Source organism: Actinomycetospora straminea (assembly GCF_028737255.1).
Taxonomy (GTDB): Bacteria; Actinomycetota; Actinomycetes; order Mycobacteriales; family Pseudonocardiaceae; genus Actinomycetospora; species Actinomycetospora straminea.
Genome location: NZ_JAQZAN010000010.1, coordinates 133,574 through 152,329 on the forward strand (window position 1 = coordinate 133,574; position 18,756 = coordinate 152,329).

Annotated in this window: 13 protein-coding genes and 1 riboswitch; of the genes, 6 read left to right on the plus strand and 7 right to left on the minus strand. The window is 72.5% G+C overall.

What is annotated here, in order from left to right; all coding sequences use genetic code 11:
- Positions 1-6: 6 nt before the first annotated feature.
- Both PH190_RS15350 and PH190_RS15355 read right to left on the minus strand, forming a co-directional pair.
- Entirely contained in the window at positions 7-1,041 is a 1,035-nt protein-coding gene (locus PH190_RS15350; protein WP_274232394.1) for an alcohol dehydrogenase catalytic domain-containing protein, read from the minus strand.
- Between the two features lie 338 nt (positions 1,042-1,379).
- Positions 1,380-2,666, minus strand: a complete 1,287-nt coding sequence (locus PH190_RS15355; protein ID WP_274232395.1) for an acetamidase/formamidase family protein — start codon at positions 2,664-2,666, stop codon at positions 1,380-1,382.
- Positions 2,667-2,907: 241 nt separating this feature from the next.
- Positions 2,908-3,022, plus strand: a riboswitch (guanidine-I (ykkC/yxkD leader).
- Between the two features lie 50 nt (positions 3,023-3,072).
- Here PH190_RS15355 and PH190_RS15360 point away from each other — a divergent pair.
- From PH190_RS15360 to PH190_RS15375, 4 genes are all read left to right on the plus strand, one after another.
- On the plus strand, positions 3,073-4,230 hold the full coding sequence (locus PH190_RS15360) for an agmatinase family protein (protein WP_274232396.1): 1,158 nt from the start codon (positions 3,073-3,075) through the stop codon (positions 4,228-4,230).
- 11 nt (positions 4,231-4,241) lie between these two features.
- Positions 4,242-5,729, plus strand: coding sequence for a sodium:solute symporter family transporter (locus PH190_RS15365; RefSeq protein ID WP_274232397.1), 1,488 nt, complete (start codon positions 4,242-4,244; stop codon positions 5,727-5,729).
- A 175-nt stretch (positions 5,730-5,904) separates the two neighbouring features.
- Complete coding sequence (locus PH190_RS15370) at positions 5,905-8,058, plus strand: malate synthase G (protein WP_274232468.1); 2,154 nt, start codon at positions 5,905-5,907, stop codon at positions 8,056-8,058.
- Between the two features lie 291 nt (positions 8,059-8,349).
- Positions 8,350-9,078 (plus strand): SAM-dependent methyltransferase, encoded by a 729-nt coding sequence (locus PH190_RS15375; protein ID WP_274232398.1) that lies wholly within the window; start codon positions 8,350-8,352, stop codon positions 9,076-9,078.
- 69 nt (positions 9,079-9,147) lie between these two features.
- Here the strand turns inward: PH190_RS15375 and PH190_RS15380 are convergent, their stop codons facing one another.
- The gene (locus PH190_RS15380; RefSeq protein WP_337993818.1) at positions 9,148-11,130 is read right to left on the minus strand and encodes a DUF6541 family protein; all 1,983 of its coding nucleotides are present in this window, start codon (positions 11,128-11,130) and stop codon (positions 9,148-9,150) included.
- 223 nt (positions 11,131-11,353) lie between these two features.
- A complete protein-coding gene (locus tag PH190_RS15385) occupies positions 11,354-12,733 on the minus strand; it encodes a hypothetical protein (protein ID WP_274232400.1) in 1,380 nt (459 codons plus the stop codon).
- A 116-nt stretch (positions 12,734-12,849) separates the two neighbouring features.
- Between PH190_RS15385 and PH190_RS15390 the strand changes: the two genes are divergently transcribed.
- Positions 12,850-13,977 (plus strand): glycosyltransferase, encoded by a 1,128-nt coding sequence (locus PH190_RS15390; RefSeq protein WP_274232401.1) that lies wholly within the window; start codon positions 12,850-12,852, stop codon positions 13,975-13,977.
- 66 nt (positions 13,978-14,043) lie between these two features.
- Here the strand turns inward: PH190_RS15390 and PH190_RS15395 are convergent, their stop codons facing one another.
- Positions 14,044-14,487 (minus strand): DUF2304 domain-containing protein, encoded by a 444-nt coding sequence (locus PH190_RS15395; protein ID WP_274232402.1) that lies wholly within the window; start codon positions 14,485-14,487, stop codon positions 14,044-14,046.
- A gap of 1 nt (position 14,488) precedes the next feature.
- Complete coding sequence (locus tag PH190_RS15400; RefSeq protein ID WP_274232469.1) at positions 14,489-15,265, minus strand: glycosyltransferase family 2 protein; 777 nt, start codon at positions 15,263-15,265, stop codon at positions 14,489-14,491.
- Positions 15,266-15,666: 401 nt separating this feature from the next.
- Between PH190_RS15400 and PH190_RS15405 the strand changes: the two genes are divergently transcribed.
- On the plus strand, positions 15,667-16,788 hold the full coding sequence (locus PH190_RS15405; protein ID WP_274232403.1) for a tryptophan 2,3-dioxygenase family protein: 1,122 nt from the start codon (positions 15,667-15,669) through the stop codon (positions 16,786-16,788).
- 368 nt (positions 16,789-17,156) lie between these two features.
- On the opposite strand, the gene PH190_RS15410 is transcribed toward PH190_RS15405, so the two are convergent.
- Positions 17,157-18,746, minus strand: coding sequence for a Na+/H+ antiporter (locus tag PH190_RS15410; protein ID WP_274232404.1), 1,590 nt, complete (start codon positions 18,744-18,746; stop codon positions 17,157-17,159).
- Between the last annotated feature and the right edge of the window lie 10 nt (positions 18,747-18,756).

The window sequence follows — 18,756 nt, forward strand, 5'->3', positions numbered from 1 at the left end:
GGCGCGTCAGCGGCAGGGGGGCACGAGGACCGCGCGGCCGACCAGGCGACCTGCGTGGAGGTCCGCGAACGCGCGGTCCGCGTCCACCAGGTCGTAGGTGGTCGTGCGGACGACCAACCCGTCACCGCGTGCCAGCCCGACGACCGCCTCGAGCTCGGGGCGCGAGCCCCAGAAGGGCAACCGGAGCCCGGCGCCGGCCGGCAGCACCCCGGGCTTCGACACCGTGACGCTGCCTCCGCCGCTGCCGACGACGACCAGCTCGCCCGCCGTCCGCAGCAGTGTCACCGCCAGGTCGAGACTGCCCTGCGCGCCGGCGAAGTCGAGCACCACGTCCGCGCCGGCGGCCCCGGTGCCCCCGACGGCCGCGCGGGCCCCGTCCGGGAGCACCGCGACGTCGGCCCCGCACTCCCGCGCCAGCCCCAGCGCCTCCTCCCGGGTGTCCACGGCGACGACGGTCGGCGACCCGAGGGCGCGCAGGACCCCGATCGCGAGGTGTCCGAGACCGCCCACCCCGATGACCACGACGACCGCCCCCGGCTCGGAGAGCACCTCGCGGCACCCCTGGACGGCGTGGAAGGACGTCAGGCCCGCGTCGGTCAGCGTCGCCGCCGCGACCGGGTCGAGTGCCTCCGCGGACACCACGCGGACCGCGTCGACGACCAGCGCCTCCGCCATCCCGCCGTCCACGCCGAGCCCCAGCCCCGCCGCCGGCAGGCTCGCGCGGAGGTCGCAGTAGTTGGTCCGGCCGCCGACGCACCGGGGGCAGCGACCGCAACCGAACGGCGCGTGCACGACGACCTGCTCCCCCACCCGGAGGCCCTCGGCGCCCTCCCCCAGCATCGCCACCCGCCCGCAGACCTCGTGCCCGAACGTGAACGGCAGCTCCCAGCTCGCGGCGGCCGTACCGTGGAGGACGGCGAGGTCGGAGTGGCAGACGCCGGCGGCGAGCACGTCGAGCCGCACCTGTCCGGGGCCGGGGTCCGGCGTGGGCAGCTCCACCAGCTCCGCCGATCCGGGCGCCGTCATCCGGTACGCGAGCACAGCTCCTCCTCCGGGTTCGGGGTTCCGGGGTCGCCCGCCGGGTCCGGCGCCGTCACCCGCAGCTCCCGCCGTGACACTGACCCGAAACGAGTTCACTTCACCCTATCTCGGTCGGACGCGCCGCCGTCGCTCGCCCCGCATCCTGCGCATGATCGCCGTCTCGGTGACGAACCCCCGCACATCTGCGGCGCTCCGTCACCGAGACCGCGATCATGGAGGCCTCGGTGGCGAGATCGGCACCGCGGCGACGCCGATCCCGCGGGCGGGGCCGACGGGACCCGTCGCGGCCGCCCCGGGACCGGAGGTCGGGTCCGCCGAACTCGAACACCGGGCCGGCCTCACACCCCGAAGTCGGCCTTCCGGATCAGGCCGTGCACGCCGGTGGTGCGGTCGACGACCTGGGAGACCTGGAAGTCGGCCGCGGCCGAGAGGTAGGCGTAGGCGACCGGTTCCGCCATCCCGCGGTCGCGGACGAGGAACAGCATCGCCTGCCGCACGGCGTCCTTCATCGCGAGGTCCAGCGAGGTCTGGTTGCCGCCACCCTCCGGCCCGTCGGGGTCGGAGAGCCCGATGGGGATCCAGTGGGTCGGGCTCTCGGCGAAGGGGCGCCCCACCGCGGCGGCCGGCACCGGCCCACCGGGCGGGATCGTCGTGAGCCGCACCGTCGCGCGCAGCGATCCCTCCAGCGCGGTCAGGGCCACCTCACCGTCGCCCTGGGCGAAGTGGGGGTCGCCGGCGAAGAACAGCGCGCCGGGCACCCGCACCGGCAGGTAGAGGCGGGAGCCGACCCCCAGCTCGTTGATGTCGATGTTCCCGCCGCTGTCGGTGGGCGGGACCGAGTCGACCAGCGCCGTCGTGTCCCGCGCGACGCCCATGAGCCCGAGGAAGGGCGCGAGCGGGAACGTCACCTCGCCCGCGCCCGCCGGCAGCACCCCGACCAGGCCCGACGCCCCGGGACGGGCCGGGGTGAACACGCTGATCTCGCCACCGGCGTTGAACCACGGCCGCAGGTCCGCGCGGCCCTCCCACGCCTCCGGGTACTCCCCGGGCAGCGCGCCCTTGCCGTGCCGGTTGGAGATCACGCCGTAGGGCACGCGCGGCACGAGCTCGAGCACGTCGACCGCGAGGGTGTGCCCGGGCTCGGCGCCCCGCACGGCGATCGGCCCGGTGATCACGTGGGGGCCGGGCCCGTCGTGGGGGGTGCCGGCGGCCACGGCCGCCGCGTCGTCCAGCACGTCGCCCGCCGCGACACCGTGCCCGGAGAAGTAGGCCCGCGGGTCCTTGCCCTGGTCCTCGAGGATGCCCTCGTGGGAGATCGTGTCGATGGTGACGACGGCGCCGGAGTCGACCACGGCGACCGGCGCGCTCGCCCGCGTCGGGAGGCGTCCCCACACCACGCCCTGCGGTGACGCCGGCACGTAGGTCCCGGCCGGGGGCGGGGTCCCGGGGGCGAGCGGCTGGAGCGTGCGGATCGGGCCCGGAGGCGCGGCGGCCCCCGCCGGTGCCCCGCTGCAGGCAGCACCGACGAGACCCGCCGACACCCCCGCCGCCGCCAGCAGGAACCCGCGACGGCCGAGCCCGTGGACGAGGTCGGTGGCCGTGGCCTTGCCAGGTGGTGTCCGCACCGCCGCACACCATCAGCGCCTCGTTGCGTGCCGGTGTCCCGGCGCTCACCGTTCTGTTTCCCGGCACCCCCGCCCGGGCCGCCGCCGACGACGGCGACGATCGTCGGGGGCGGCAGGAGCCTCGGCGGATCCGCCCGGGACCGTGCGCGCCACGCGATCGTCATCCGAGGCGCCGGGACGCAACGCCGCCGACCCACCACGGCAACGAGCCACGTCTTCACTCGTCGACGACTCACCTCCGGTGAGGCGCGTCTAGGGTTCCGTCTGCACCGCGCAGGACAGGGGCAGGGGCTGGTCCGAGAGACGCAGGCGGCGGGTGGACCGCCGCTCCACGGCGGGACAAAAGCCCGGGAGATGACCGACGTCCCGGTCGTCTCGCGACGGCCGGCCACCCCGGGAGTCGCCCGTGCCGTTCGCCCCGTCCCATCCCGTCCCCCACGAGGGCCCGCCCCGCAGGGGGCCGCGGCACGGCCCCGAGGCCGCGCGCGCCGTCGAGATCGAGCGGACGCTCGGTCACGCCGGGCGCGACGCGGAGATCGCCCGTGGCCTGGAGATGGGCCTACCCGGCGCCGACTCGATCGTCGACCGCACCATCCCGACCTTCTCCCGTGGCGAGCTGCCGCACTTCGCCGGCATCCCGACGTTCATGAAGGCGCCGTTCGTCGAGGACGTCCGCCGCTGCGGTGAGTACGACGTCGCGATCGTCGGGGCACCCTTCGACGGCGGCACCACCTACCGACCCGGCACCCGGTTCGGGCCCAAGGGGATCCGCGACATCTCGTTGCTGTACGGCCCCTACTCCTTCGAGCTCGGGGTGGACCTGCGCGAGTCGATCACGATGTGCGACGTCGGCGACGTCTTCACGATCCCGGCGAACATCGAGAAGACGTTCGACCAGATCACGAAGGCGGTCAGCCACGTCTACGCCTCGGGCGCCTTCCCGGTGGTGCTCGGTGGCGACCACTCCATCGGCTACCCGACGAGCCGCGGGGTGGCCGAGAACCTCGACGGCAAGCTCGGGATCATCCACTTCGACCGCCACGTGGACACGCAGGAGACCGACCTCGACGAGCGGATGCACACCACACCGTGGTTCCACGCCACGGACCTGCCGAACGTGCCGCCGGAGAACCTCGTCCAGATCGGCATCGGCGGCTGGCAGGCGCCACGGCCCGGCGTCGAGGTCGGCCGGGACCGCGGGACGACGATCATGACGGTCACCGACTGCGTCGAGATGGGCATCGAGGCCGCGGCCGAGCGGGCCCTCGAGGTGGCCTGGGACGGCGCGGACGCGGTGTGGCTGTCGTTCGACGTCGACTGTCTCGACGCGGCCTTCGTCCCGGGCACGGGCTGGCCCGAGCCCGGCGGCTTCCTGCCCCGCGAGGTCCTGAAGTTCATCCAGCTGATCGCCGACGCCCGGCCCCTCGCCGGCATCGAGATCGTCGAGTGCTCCCCGCCGTACGACAACGCCGAGATCACCGCGCTGATCGCCTGCCGGGTCATCTGCGACACGCTCGGCTGCCTCGTCCGCTCGGGCCATCTCCCGAAGGGTCGTGTGTCGTGATCATCGTCGGGGTGGGCGTCGGAGTCCTGCTCGTCGTCGCCGTCGGGCTGTGGTTCGCCCGCCGGGTGGACGGCGACTCGACCAACTTCCTCGTGGCGGGCCGGTCGCTGGCCCTGCCGCTCTCGGCGGCCGGGCTGATGGGCCAGGCCGTCGACTCCAACGCGACGCTGGGCAACACGGACCTGACGTTCTCGCTCGGGTTCTGGGCCGGGGCCTCGCTGCCGCTGGGGCTGGCGCTGTGCCTGCTCCTCACGGGGTTGCTGTTCGCGGCGCGGATGAACGCGATGGGCCTGTACACGCTGCCCGACTTCTATCGCCGCATCTACGGCCGCGGTGTCGAGATGACCGCCTCGGTGCTGATGATCGCGAGCTTCTGCATCCTGCTCGCCGGGAACCTCGTCGCCGGCGGCTACCTGTTCGAGGCGTTCCTCGGCGCCAGCTACACGGGCGGTGTCCTGATCATCGTCGGGGTCGTGCTCGCGTACACGATCACGGGCGGCATGTTCTCCGACGCCTACACCGCCCTGGTCCAGATGGTGATCACGGTGATCGGCTCGGTGTCCCTCCTGGTCTGGGTGGCGGCGACCTACGGGCTGTCGACGCCCGAGGGGCTCGGGCCCTTCGACCTGGAGCAGCTGACCTCGGCGAGCGCCGGTGCGCCGATCAACTGGGCGACCCTGGTGTCGCTCGGGATCGGCGACATCGTCGCGATCGACTTCATGCAGCGGATCTTCTCGGCGGGCTCGCCGAGCATCGCCCGTCGTGCCTGCTTCGTCGGGGCCGCCATGACCGCGGGCGTGGGCGTCGTCTACGCGCTGGTGGCCCTGGCGATCGTGCCCGTCCTCGGCCCGGAGCCGGCGACGCCGGTGCTGTTCGCGCTGCTCGAGGGGTTCGCGCCGGCCTGGCTGGCCGTCCTCGTGCTCTCGGCGATCGTCGCCGCCTCGTGCTCGACGGCCAACGGCGTCATCCTCGGCACGGCGTCGGTGGCCGTGCGCAACATCCGAGGGTTGCGCGACCCCGCGATCGGCACCGGCGACAGCCGCACCGACCCCTTGCTGCGGGCGGTGCGCTGGACGATGCCGCTGGTGTGCGCGCTGGCGATCCTGCTGGCCCTGCGCGTGCCCCAGACCGGCATCCTGCTCACGCTCGCCTTCGACCTGCTCCTGGCGTGCCTGCTCGTGCCGTTCGTCGCCGGGCACTGGTGGCCCCGGCGGGCCACCGCGGCCGCGGCGGTCGCGGCCGTGGTCGTCGGGCTGGTCGTGCGGCTGACGCTCTTCGTGCTCACCCCGACGATCTTCGGCGCGGAGAACACGTTGCTCTACGTGCCCAACGACCTCGTCGGCCCGGGCTTCGACGGCTACCCGACCTTCATCGGGTTCGCGGCCTCGTTGCTGGCCTTCGTCGTCGTCGCCCTCCTGCGCCCGCCCCGTCAGCCGGCGGTCCTCCCCGTGCGTGAGGACCTGGCCGCGACCTCCACCGACGCGAGGCCCGTCACGTGACCGACTCCTGATCGGCGCGGCGTGCTGCCCCGGGCGAGCTCGGACCGGGGTGAGGGTGTTCGGCGGGCGCCCGGGCGGGCAATCGTCCTAGGGTCGGCTCTCCGAGCCGTCCCGCGGCGGGGGGCGAGAGCACGACAGCCCACGGTGAGAGAGAGGCGGTCCGTCCGTGTCCGAGATGTCCGAGCGCTCCGGGCTGAAGGTCGACGAGCACCTGCGAGCGTTCGTCGAGGACGAGCTGCTCGTGCAGGTCGAGATCACGCCTGAGCAGTTCTGGTCGACCCTGGCCGACCTGCAGGAGCGGTTCGCGCCCCGGATCGCGACGGCGCTGGCCGAGCGGGACGACCTGCAGGGCAAGATCGACGCCTGGCACGCCGAGCACGGCGCCGGCTCCCGCGACGACTACGAGAAGCTGCTGACCGATCTCGGTTACCTGGAACCGGAGCCCTCGAGCGTCCCGAGGATCGACGTCGACCGGGTCGACCCGGAGATCGCCGAGGTGCCCGGCCCGCAGCTGGTGGTGCCCTCGACGAACGCCCGGTTCTCGCTCAACGCCGCGAACGCCCGCTGGGGCTCGCTGTTCGACGCGTTCTACGGCACCGACGCGCTCCCCCAGGACCACGAGCTGGCCAAGGGCTACGACGAGCGCCGCGGCGCCCAGGTCATCGCGGCCGCCGACGAGCTCCTCGACGAGCTGTTCCCGCTCGAGCGCGGGAGCCACGCCGACGTCACCGCCTACCGCCCGTCGACCGACGGGCTGGTCGCCGACACCGCGGACGGCACCGTCGGCCTCGCCGACCCGTCGGCCTTCGCCGGGTTCACCGCCCCGGACGGCGACGGCCGCGGGAACGTGCTGCTCGTCCGCCACGGCCTGCACGTCGACCTGGTCATCGACCCGTCGACCCGGGTGGGCGGCCAGCACCACGCCGACGTCAGCGACGTCGTGCTCGAGTCGGCGGTGACCACGATCGTCGACCTCGAGGACTCGGTCGCGACGGTCGACGGCGAGGACAAGGCCATGGCCTACCGCACGTGGCTCGGGCTGATGACGGGCGACCTGGTCGCCGAGTTCACGAAGGGCGGCGAGACCGTCACCCGGCGGGTCCACCCGGACCGCGAGTACACCGCCGCCGACGGCTCGGCGCTGACCCTGCCGGGCCGCTCGCTGATGCTGGTGCGCACCTGCGGCCACCACATGACCACCAACGCGGTGCTCACCGCGGACGGCGAGGAGGTCGCCGAGGGCGTGCTCGACGCGCTCGTGTGCGCCGTCGCCGCCCTGTACGACCTGCGCGGGCTCGGCCCGCACACCAACTCCCGCGCCGGGAGCGTCTACGTCGTCAAGCCCAAGCAGCACGGGCCGGCGGAGGTCGCGCTGACCGTCGAGCTCTTCGCGGCGGTCGAGGAGGCCCTCGGGCTCGACACCGACACGCTCAAGATCGGCATCATGGACGAGGAGAAGCGGACGACGGCCAACCTGGCGGCGTGCATCGGCGCGGCCGCGCACCGCGTCATCTTCGTCAACACCGGCTTCCTCGACCGCACCGGCGACGAGATCCACACCTGTATGGCCGCCGGCCCGGTGCTCCGCAAGGGCGACATGAAGTCGACGGTCTGGCTGCAGACCTACGAGGACCGCAACGTCGACGTCGCCCTGGCCGCCGGCTTCTCCCACCGCGCGCAGGTCGGCAAGGGGATGTGGGCCAAGCCGGCCGCGATGGCCGAGATGCTCGAGCAGAAGATCGGGCACCCGAAGGCGGGGGCCAACACGGCCTGGGTGCCCTCGCCGACCGCCGCGACCCTGCACGCGCTGCACTACCTGCGCGTCGACGTGCACGCCGTCCAGGAGGAGATCGCGCAGCGGGAGACGGCCGACCGCCGCCACCTGCTGGAGCTCCCGCTCTCCGACCCGAGCACCCTGTCCGACGACGACGTGCGCCGGGAGCTGGAGACCAACGCCCAGTCGATCCTCGGCTACGTCGTGCGTTGGGTCGGGATGGGCATCGGCTGCTCGACGGTGCCCGACCTCGACGGGGTCGGGCTCATGGAGGACCGCGCGACGCTGCGGATCTCCAGCCAGCTCATCGCGAACTGGCTGGAGCACGGCGTCGTCGACGCCGACACCGTGCGGGAGACGTTCGCGCGCATGGCCGTCCTGGTCGACGAGCAGAACGAGGGCGTGGACGGCTACCCGCCGATGGCGCCGGACCTGGAGAACAGCGAGTCGTTCCAGGCCGCCCTCGAGCTGGTGTTCACGGGCGGGACCGAGCCGAACGGCTACACCGAGCGCCCCCTCACCCAGTGGCGCCGCAAGGCCAAGGCCCACGCCTGACGCCCGTGGCGTGACATCTCGTCGACCCCGTACGACCTCCGGCGTCACCGGAAGGTCATGGAGCGACGATCCGCATCTTCCCCGCGGGTCGCCACCGGAGCGAAACCGCCGTTCCAGGCCGCGTCGGGGAAGTGACGTCGCCGTCAGGTCCTCCCGCGGGGCGCCCGCTGCGGCTGTGGATGGCATTCGGGGACGTGACGCACCGAGAAATTGTCGTGCCCCTCTCGCTACCGCCGGAGGAGGCTCCGCGGGTACGGGCCCGAGGCGTGCCAGACTGGTCTGATGGTGGGCGTGGGCACGGTCCAGATCGAGGCCGCGCGCGTCGCTGCGCGGACCAAGAAGATGCTTCGCGAGGATGGCGTTCGGGCGACCGGCCGCTTCTTCGCTCTGCAGGCCTGGGAGCACGCCACCCTGCCGATTCTTCGGCGGCGCCGAGCCGGCGACACGTTTCCCTTCGACGGCAGGGAGCTGGAGTACGAGTATTCGCTCTACGGTCAGACCTGGCGTAACGAACGCACGATCGAGATCGCCATCGCCCGATACTTCCTCGCCGACGCGCCGGGTCGGATGCTCGAGGTCGGGAATGTGCTCAGCCACTACGGGATGCGCGGCCACGACGTCCTCGACCGGTACGAGCGGGGACTTCCCGGGGTCCTGAACGAGGATGTCCTGGCCTACGACCCGGACTCACGCTACGACACCATCGTCTCCATCTCCACGCTGGAACATGTGCGATGCGACGAGGTCGAGAAAGACCCACGAGGGTCGATGAAGGCCCTGACGAATCTCCGGCGATCGTTGGCACCCGGCGGACGCATGCTGGTGACTGTTCCCATCGACTGGCATCCGGGCCTCGACGAGGACATCGCGGCCGGCCGATTCACCCTCGGACGCGACGTCTTCTATCGGCGCGACTCCCGATACGACTGGTCGAGGACCGATCGCAACGGAGCCCTCGAAGCCCGTTACGGCACTCCCCATGAGGCCGCGAACGCGCTACTCGTCACCACGACGCCGTGAGCTGATCGAGACCGAGCGGCGGGGCGGGTGCCCGTCGACCCGCTGGGCCTGCGGGGGTTCGGACCGCGCTCAGAGGCCGGCGACCACGACCGGGTCGAGGCGGTAGACAGTGACCGTCCCGGCGCGGAAGACCGGGGTGAGACCGGGAAGTCCCGTGAGGTCCTCGAAGCCGCGGGGCACGGTCAACCGATCGGTCCCAGGCCATCCCGACGGTGCTCCGCCGACCCCGATGGGAGGCGCCTCGGAGTCGACGTACAGCCAAGCGACGCGAAGATCGAGGAGGTCCCGACGTATCGCCGGGTCCGTCGGGTAATGTCGGAAACCGGCTAGCAGCCGGTAGGTGTACGGCGCCGCGGCGCTCCCGAGGCTCGCCAGATTCACGACGGGGATGCCGTGCTCGGTGTAGAGGACCGTCGAACCGTCGTTGGCCGAGTTCAGGACGCGCTCGCCGCTCTGCACGTGACCGGCGAGCCACGCCGCCGCGGCCTCGTCGTCCCCGTTCACCCGGGTGAAGTCGGGCGTCGCGAAGCGCGAGGCGACGGCGTTCTCGTTGACGCGCGCATAGCCGTAGCCGGGCCCGACGAGATACGCGGCGAGGACGAGCAGCAGCAGCCCTGCCGTCACCCACGGCACGACCCGGCGACCCACGTGGGGAAGCCGACGTGCCGCCCATCGAGCCGCGATCGCGACGCCCAGCGCTCCTGCCGGGACGCCGACGAGGGACAGCTGCGACCACACCCGCGGCTCGGAGTTGTAGAAGAAGGAAGTGATCACCCCCGGAGCTCCTCGTCCCGGCGCGGTGAAGTAGGAGACGACGATCGCGAACCATCCGGCGACGACCGCCAGCAGGGGGAGAAAGCGCCGGGTCGCTACGAGCACGAGGAGCCCGCCCACGATCAGGACAGCAGCGCTGACCTGTGCGCGCGTGCTGTCCGGGTCGAGGTAGCCACCGTAGGCGAAGGTCAGGGCCTTGCCGACCGCCTGGGCGACAGGCCGGTCCGGTGTCTCCGAGTCGAAGGACGTCGTCGCGGCGACCGCGCGGGACCCGATGAGCAGGGTCGGAAGAGCGACGAGGAGAGCGAGAGCCGCCGGGGCCGCCAGGGCGCGGACGGCGCGAAGGAGGTCGCGCCGACCACGCCGCACCACGTCGACGATGAGATAGATGCCCGTGGTGACGCCGAGCGTCACCACCGCGCTGGGGTGGGCGATCACCGCTCCGGCAGTGGCGAGCCCGGCGGACACCAAGACTGCGCGAGACGCCCGGCGCCAGGAGACCAGCGCGGCGAGGACGCCGGTGCACAATGCGAGGGCGACCGAGTTCGGCAGTACGCCGCCGTCGTGCGCAAGCTGCACTCCGGGTCGGTAGAGCGTGGCCATGAGGACGCAGGCGACGCCCGCCGCTCCCACCGCGGTGTCCGACGCACACCCGTTCGCCCGTGCGAGCGCCCCCGTCAGACACGCGGCAGCGAGCGGCATACCGATGCCCACCAGGAGGAGCGCGAGCGCATTGACCGAGACCACGACGTCCCCGGTGACCTGCGCAACTGCACCCGCGAGGAGGTGGAAACCAGCCGGGTAGAAGATCGTGTCGGAGCCTGAGAGGACGTCGGTCGGCGCCAGCGCCCACGGCGCGCCCACGCCTGTCCGCGCGACGTAGGACGACACCGCGAGGTGATAGATCATGTCGTGTTCTTGCGGGTAGGTCCGCAACGACCAACCCATGCCACCGAGCCAGGTGAGAACACCGACGCCGAGCCCGGCGCCGATCGCGGCCGTGCCCGCGAGCATCGGCAGGGTCCGCACGGCCGGGGCGCGGGAGACACGGCCGGGTGCCGCTCGACCCCGGCGTCGGAGTGCCCGGCGCACCACTGCGGCTCCGGCGAGGACGACGCTCACGACCGCGAGAGCGACGAACCCGAACGACGCACCCACGGCCGTCGTGATCAGACCGGTCAGAGACGCGACGGCGACCGAGCACGGTGCCGCGAGAGCCAGGTACCACCACGGTCCTCGGACGCCGATCAACAGCATCGCGCATGTGCCCGGGAGCATGGCCACACAGACCCCGACGACGAACCCGGCGACGTCGAGGAGCACGGCGCCCTCCTTCCCCCCGGACACCGCGGGCCGGCCGTGGTGCCCGCGCCGGTGGACGTGGTGGCCTCATGTCGGGGAGAGCCCGGAGAGACGGGAGTTGCGACACCGACAGACCCCGCCCGGGTCTCCGGTCGCCCACCGTAGTGCCGGCCGCGCCCGGAGGGTGGCTTGCTGCCCCTCAGGCGTGTCGACGATCGACGGCGGTGGGTTCCGCACCTGATCCGTCGGCGTCCGACGCCTCGTGCACCGACGCCGCGGGAAGGCCTGCTTCATCGTGGATGCGGCCGATCCGACCGTCGGCCAGGAGCACACCGACCAGGACGACCACGGCGGCGGCGAGCTGCGCGAGGGCACCCCACAACCGGGGATCGCCCGGCACGGCGGACACCAGCCCGAGCACGCACAAGCCGGAGAGCCAGGCAAGACCGACGTCGCGGTGACGGCGGAAGGCCAGCGCCCGCGTCTGCAGCACGAAGGCCGCCGCCCCGATCAGGGTCGAGGCCGCGAGTGTGGTCGTCGCCGGCCACGGGGGAACCTCCTGCACCGCGAACACCGTGCGCGCCAGACCGGGCACGACGAGCGTGGCCGCGAGCAGCCACGGGATCGACGCGGCGGCCAGCAGGAGCAGTGGGGGCCGCAGAGCGCGTCTCGTCCCGCGCCGGTCGTCGTGGTGAGCCGCAGCTGCGACCGACGGTAGGAGGACGGCCTGGATGGCGGGGAAGACGAACACCGGCGCTCGGAGGATCACCGCGACCGCGACGAAGCCGGCGGCCTCGGACGGAGCCGCCGCCAACGCCGAGGTCACCGAGACGGGAGCCAGGTTCCACACGCCCTGAGAGGAGAGGTAGAAGATCGACGTCCAGATCAGGGCGGTCATGACGACCCGGTGTTCGCTCCCGCGCGCGGCCTCGCGGTCTTCTGCCGACCACGAGGTGCGCATCCGCACGAACAGCCCGACACCTGACGTCCGCAGCGCGACGAGGACCGCGGCGACACCGGGGGACAGGACCAGCACGGCGGCCCACCCCACCACCGTCTCCACGCCCGTGAGAGCCAGCGCCGCCGCGCCGAGCAGGGTGGAGGCTGCCTCGACGACGAACGTGAGGCTGTACGGCCCGAACCGTCGCCGCGCCGCGAGCGGACCCCGGACGCAGTAGGAGGCCGCCATCGTGCATGAGCCGAGCGCGAGCGCGAGCGCGACGTCGACGCCGGGAAGCAACGGCGTCGCGGCGAGCGACAGGGCGATGGCGGCGACGAGGAGCACAGCCGCGCGACGCATGGCGGTCGCGAGAACCGGACGACCGTTCCTGCCGGCCGCGTCGGCGGCGGCGAGAACTCGACTGGTCTCGAGCTCGACGGATGCGAAAACTCCTCGGCCGATGGTGTTCAGTAACAGGTAGAAGGCACTGATCACAGCGAAACCGGCCGCCGGCATCGTGCGTGCCGCGAGTGCGAGCAGCACGTATCCCGCCCCTGCAAGGAGCACCTGGCTGATCGGCACGCACACCGCGGCCCGAAGTCCGGCATCGCCCACCTGCCCGAGACGGAGAGATGCCATGAGAGGGGAGGTTACGGCGCACGGCACCGGGCATTTCCGCACGCCCTTCGACACGCCGAAGTCGATGGTGACTCCGGCGTTGCTACGTTGTCGCCGACCGCTACCGGGGAGGGTGTGTGACCGAGCTTCGGATCCTCGCGTTGACCAGCTACGGCGAGCACACCGCCATGACCGGCGGACGACTCCGGCGCGACAACCTGTTGCGTGCCCTCGCGGAGCGCGGGCACCACGTCGCCCGCTTCGACGTCCCGAGCAGGCCCGGCCCCCGATCGGCGATCCGCGCCGTCCAGGTTGTCGCCCAGCGCGCGTTCCGCGACGCTCTCGCGCGTTCCGACGTCGCCCTTCTCGGTGATGTCTTCTGCCTGCCGAGCGTTCCCCTGATTCGACGTTCAGAGATCCCGATCATCCTCGATCTCGTCGACAGCCCCTATCGGCTCGCCAGCTCCGACCCGCGCCGCACCATGGCCCAGAAATGCCACACGCTCGCTGGTGCCGCACAACTGGTGCCCGTGATGCAGCTGCTCTACCCGCTCGTCTCCGCCGTCACCTACATCTCCGACGACGATGCGTCCTGGGACAGAGCACGGGTGCGCCGTGGTCCCCGCACCCACGTCGTGCCCAACGGGATCGCGGCGCCCCTCTTCGAACTGGACCTGTGCCCCCCACCGGACGACGGATACGTCGCCTGGTTGGCCGACTGGACGTACGCGCCCAACCGGGATTCGCTCCGCTGGTTCGTCGAGGAGGTGGCACCGCGCCTCCCCGACACCGTTCTCGAACGGATCACCCTCTTCGGTGCCGGCGACCCGTGGACCATCAGCGCCGAGGGCGGCGCGCTCGAACGTTCGCGATCACGGATGGCGTCCGCCGGCTTCGTGGAACGGCTCGCCGACGTCTACCGGGGAGCTCGGGCGGTCGTGGCACCGGTCACCAGAGGCGCCGGGGTCAACAACAAGGTCCTCGAGCCGCTCGCCGCCGGACGCCCGCTGGTGACGACAGTGGTGGGAACACGAGGGCTGCCTCCGGCCGTCCTCGACAACCTCCGGTACGCGACCGACGGAGCGGGCTTCGCGGCCGAGCTCCGTGCGCTCCTCTCCACGACCTGGGAACCCGCATCGGCCCGTGCCGCGCGCGCCTCGGTCGACTCGCTGAGCTGGGAACGGGCCGGAGCCCTGATGGAGAACGTCCTGGTGGGTGTCGCGCAGCGGCGCGGCCCGACGGCGAGTCACGGACACGTTCGCTAGCAGGAGCCTCCGACAGCCTCGTCCTCACGGCCGTGGTCTCGGCCGTGGCCGTCGGATGTCGTCCGGTCAGAGGGGACGGATCCCGTCCAGGCGCGTGTGGGGCTCGTTGACGTCCGTCTCCGATCCGTGCGCGGACCCGACGTCCACCCCGGGTTCCGTCTCGGCGCGCCACTCGACGTCCTCGAGACGCAGCCGGAGGGCACCGACCTCCTCGGCCAGCCGCCGTGCCTGCTCCTCCAGCACTCCGACCTCGATCGAGAGCTGCAGAGAGACCCCGAAGAGGATCAACAGAGAGGCCAGGAAGAGCAGATTGCTCGGCACCGCGATGCCCAGGACGACCGAAGCGCGCTGGAGCAGCGTCGGGGAGATCGAGATCACCACCGTCGCACCGGCGACGACCATCCAGAGGAACGCGTACTTCTGACGCAGTCTGCGCCCGCGCAGGAGCTCGACGACCAGCGCGGCAGCGATGATCGCCACGACGATCGTGACGATCGTGAGGCGAGCCAACTCAGACCGCCTCGACCGTCGATCCCGGACGCAGGATCGGTGCCCGCCGAGCAACCGCGAGCAGGATCGCCGTCACGACCCGCAGGAGATAGGCCGACGACCGGAAGGCGTTCTGACTCGGCGTGCCGGCGGTCCGCTCGCGCATCGCCACCGGGACCTGCGCGATCCGCAGGTCGGCGCGGCTCGCCAGGACGAGTGCTTCGACGGTGTCTCCGAGGTACTCCTCGGGGAAGTCGAACGCGAACAAGGAGAGCGCGCGTCCGTTCACCATCCGGAACCCGGAGGTCGGATCGGTGAGCGCAGTTCCGACCAGCCGGGAGAGGGTGGACGCGAGCACGCACATCGCCCAGCGTCGGGGACCGCGGACCGCGTACTCCCCCGTCCCCGCGAACCGGGCGCCGATGATGACGTCCGCCTCACCGAGGGCGGAGCGCAACCGTGCGATGTCCGCCGGGTCGTGCTGACCGTCCCCGTCGACCTGGACGACACAGTCGTATCCCTCTTCGTAGGCGAATCGGTACGCGGCGCGCATCGCACCACCGATCCCGAGGTTGAACGGCAGGGACATGACCCTGGCACCGGCCGCACGGGCGACCTCAGCGGTACGGTCGGTGGAGCCGTCGTCGACGACGAGAAGATCGGCACAGGGCTGGTGGGCCCGGACCTCCGCCACCACTCCGGCGATCGACTCGGCCTCGTTGAGAGCGGGCAGGACGACGAGCAGCGAAGCCGCTCGCACTTCCCGATGACCCCGGACTGCGGGCGCTGCGAGCGTCATGATCGGCCGCGTTCGCCGTGGCAGGCGGCCTCGATGGCCGCTGTCCTCCGTCGACCGCAACCATCGATCCCCACTGTGCCCGTCGCCACGATTCGGAGGCTAATGCGGCGAATCCCGTCGATGAGTGCGACACCCCGGAGGAGTCACAGCGTCGACCACGATCCGTTCAGAACATCGGGGATCTTGCTCCACCCGTGCACGGTCGGGGTCGCCGTCCCGGCTCTGATCGCGACCGGACGCTCCCCGATGCCGGAGTCCGGACAGCTACCCGACTCCCCGCCGGGGGGTGTCTCCCCCACGGTGTGGGGCGCACCCGATCGTCGCGGTGCCCCGTCCCGCGGACCCTCGACCCCTCACGACCCGACGCCCGAACGGGTCCAGGCATCCCGGAGGCGGTCGAGATGGCCGAGTCCCGTCCCGCGCACGATCGCCCCCACGACCGCGATCTCGCCCGAAGGCTCGACGCCCTGCGTGCAGGCCGTCTCGCCACCCCCCGCGAGGCCCTGGCCCTCGGCCGGCTGGTCACCGCCGAGACCCGCCGCATCGGCCGTCACGCGCTCCCGGACCCGGTGCTGGACGCTCTCGCCGACACCGCGAATCGGCACCGCGGCCGGGACCGCTTCCTCGACGCGTTCCTCGACGCCGTCCTCGCCCGCCACCGCGACCGGTTCCGGAACGCCGAGTATCTCGCGCTCCCCCTGCTCGAGGAGTTCCTCCGGGACACCGCGTTCTCCCCCGAACGCCTCTCCGCGCTGCTGCTCGCCGACGTCGTCCGGCACGAGAGCCGCCACCCGGGGGCGGTCGAGCCCGCGTTGCGCCGCAAGCGCGTCCGCCAGGCGATGCGGTTCCTCGGGACGGTCGAGCGCTCCCCGGCCGACGACACGCCGCCGCGGACCCTCGCCGGCGACTGGTTGGAGCTCACCGTCCTGCCGGTGTCGACCGAGCACGACGAGTACTTCTTCATCCGCGCCCTGCAGGCCCACGAGCTCGTGTTCACCACCCTGACCGGGCTGCTCCGCTCCGCCACCGACGAGGTCCGGGCCGCAAGGCCCGACGAGGCGACCGCGCTGCTGCGACGCGCAGCGAGCGTGTTCGAGCGGGCGAGCCTGCTGTTCCGTCTCGTGGCGACGATGCGCCCCGCGGCGTTCCACTCGTTCCGCCGGTTCACCGAGGGCGCCAGCGCCATCCAGTCCGAGGCCTACAAGCGGTTCGAGCTGGCGTGCGGCGAGCCGGACCCGGCGCGCCTCGACTCCGAGGCGTTCGCCGGAGTCCCCGCCGTCCGCGCGGAGGCCCGCCACCACGACAACCTCGCCCGTGCCCTGGTCGACGGCCCCCGCTCGGAGGTCCTCGACGCCGCCGCCGCGGACCTCGAGCAGGCCCACCAGCGGTGGAAGACCACCCACCACAGCCTCGCGGCCCGCATGCTGGGCGATGCCACGGGCTCGGGCTACACCGCGGGCGTTCCCTATCTGGCCGCGTACCGCGAGAACCGGCTCATGGTCGTCCGCGACCGGGCGGCCTGAGATGCCCTGTGTCGAGCCACCGCTGATCGATCTTGGTTGAGCACGGTTCGGAGGGCCCGGTGGCGGGCGGGGTCGTAGGGAGTGTCGGTCTGCCAGCAGGTCCAGATCACGTGCAGCCAGGCGAGGGCGAGGATGCGCACGGCGTGCGGGTGGGTGTGCCCGCGGGAGCGGGCTCGCCGGTAGAGGTCGGCGGCCCAGGGGTTGGCGTGTCGGCTGTCGCCGGCGAAGTCGCAGACCGCGTCGCGTAGCCGTTCGTCGGCGGCCCAGCGGAAGCCGACGACGCTGAGCCTGCCGGACTGGCGGGTGGCGGGTGGCGGGTGCGACCCCGGCCAGGCAGGTCAGAGGGCCGCCACCGCCGTGTCCCCGGCTCACTCCGGCCCCGGTGCTCCGAGCAGACCCAGTTCCTCGTTGTCGAGCTCGGCCTGGATCCGGAGCACGACCTGGTCGTCGATGCGGTCGTCGTCCCTGAGCCGGAGGAGGACCCGGCGTCGCTCGCGCAGCAGGGCGAGCCGCACCGCGGTCTCCACGTCGTCGCCGTCACGGTGCTGCTGGTCGGTGTCGCCCGCGTCGGTGCGCCGGCGTCGGCTCTCGTGCTCCGCGCGCAGCCGGTCGACGAGCTCGTCGGGCGCGCCGTGGTCGGCCGCGGCGCGGGGCAGGATCGCCAGCGCGCTGCTGATGGTCGCGTCGTGGGCCAGCGCCATCTCCTCGTCCGCGGCGGTGTCCGGGCCGTAGCGCGCGAACCGGATGACGGCCGGGAGGGTCAGTCCCTGCACCACGAGCGTCACCAGGATGACCCCGAAGGTGATCACGAGCAGCAGGTCGCGATCCGGGAACGGCGCGCCGCCGACGGTCGTGAGCGGCACGGCGAGCGCGATCGCCAGCGACACCGCCCCGCGGAAGCCCGACCAGGCCAGCGGGAGACGTTGCCGCGCGGACATGCGGCGGGCCCGCTGGCTCGCGCGCCGATCCACCGCGCGGATGACGTAGGGGACCACGTTGAGCCACGTCAACCGGGTGAGCACGACCACCGCCGCCACGAGCAGGGCCGCCGCGACCCCGAACCCGAACGTCCGCGAGGAGAACCCCGACACAGCCGACGGGAGCTGCAGACCGACCAGGAGGAACAACGTCGCGTTGAGCAGGAAGGTCGTGATCCGCCAGAAGGCGTGGGCCTGCACGCGGGTGCGAGGACCGATCGAGCGCGGGCCGACGCGACTCAGGGCCAGCCCGCACACCACCACCGCCAGCACGCCGGACGCGTGGATCTCCTCGGCGAGCAGGAAGGCCACGAACGGGGTGAGCACGCTGATCACGCTCTCGAGCAGCGCGTCCCGAGCGAACCGGCGCACCGTGATCGCGAGCCACGCAACCACCAGCCCGATGGCGACCCCACCGAGATAGGAGACGGCGAAGCCGCCCAGGGCGTCGAGCGCCCGGAACGGCTCGGCCCCGCTCGCCACCCCCACCGCCACCCCGAAGAGCACGAGCGCCGTGCCGTCGTTGACCAGGCTCTCCGCACGCAACATCGTCAGCGGACGGCGAGGCAGGTCGCGGGCCACCGCAGCCACCGCGGTCGCGTCGGTCGGCGCGACGATGGCGCCGAGGACGAAGCCGACGGGCCAGCTCAGACCGAGGACGACGTGGGCCGCCGTCGCCACCGCCGCGGCCGTCGCGATGACGAGGAAGACCGACGACAGGACGAGTGACCGGAAGTCGTGGCGGATCTCGCGCAGCGAGACCGTCAGCGCCTCCCAGTACAGCAGCGCCGGCAGGAAGAGCAGCACGACGAGCTCGGGCGGCACCCGGATCGAGGACGTGAACGGCAGGAAGCCCAGGCCGACGCCCCCGACGATCAGCAGGACGGGGCCGTTGAACCCGGTGCGTCGGGCGAGGAGCTCGGCCACCACGACGGCGACGCCGCAGAACACGAGCACGGCCAGGCCCGTGATGTCGTACATGGTCGTCCCC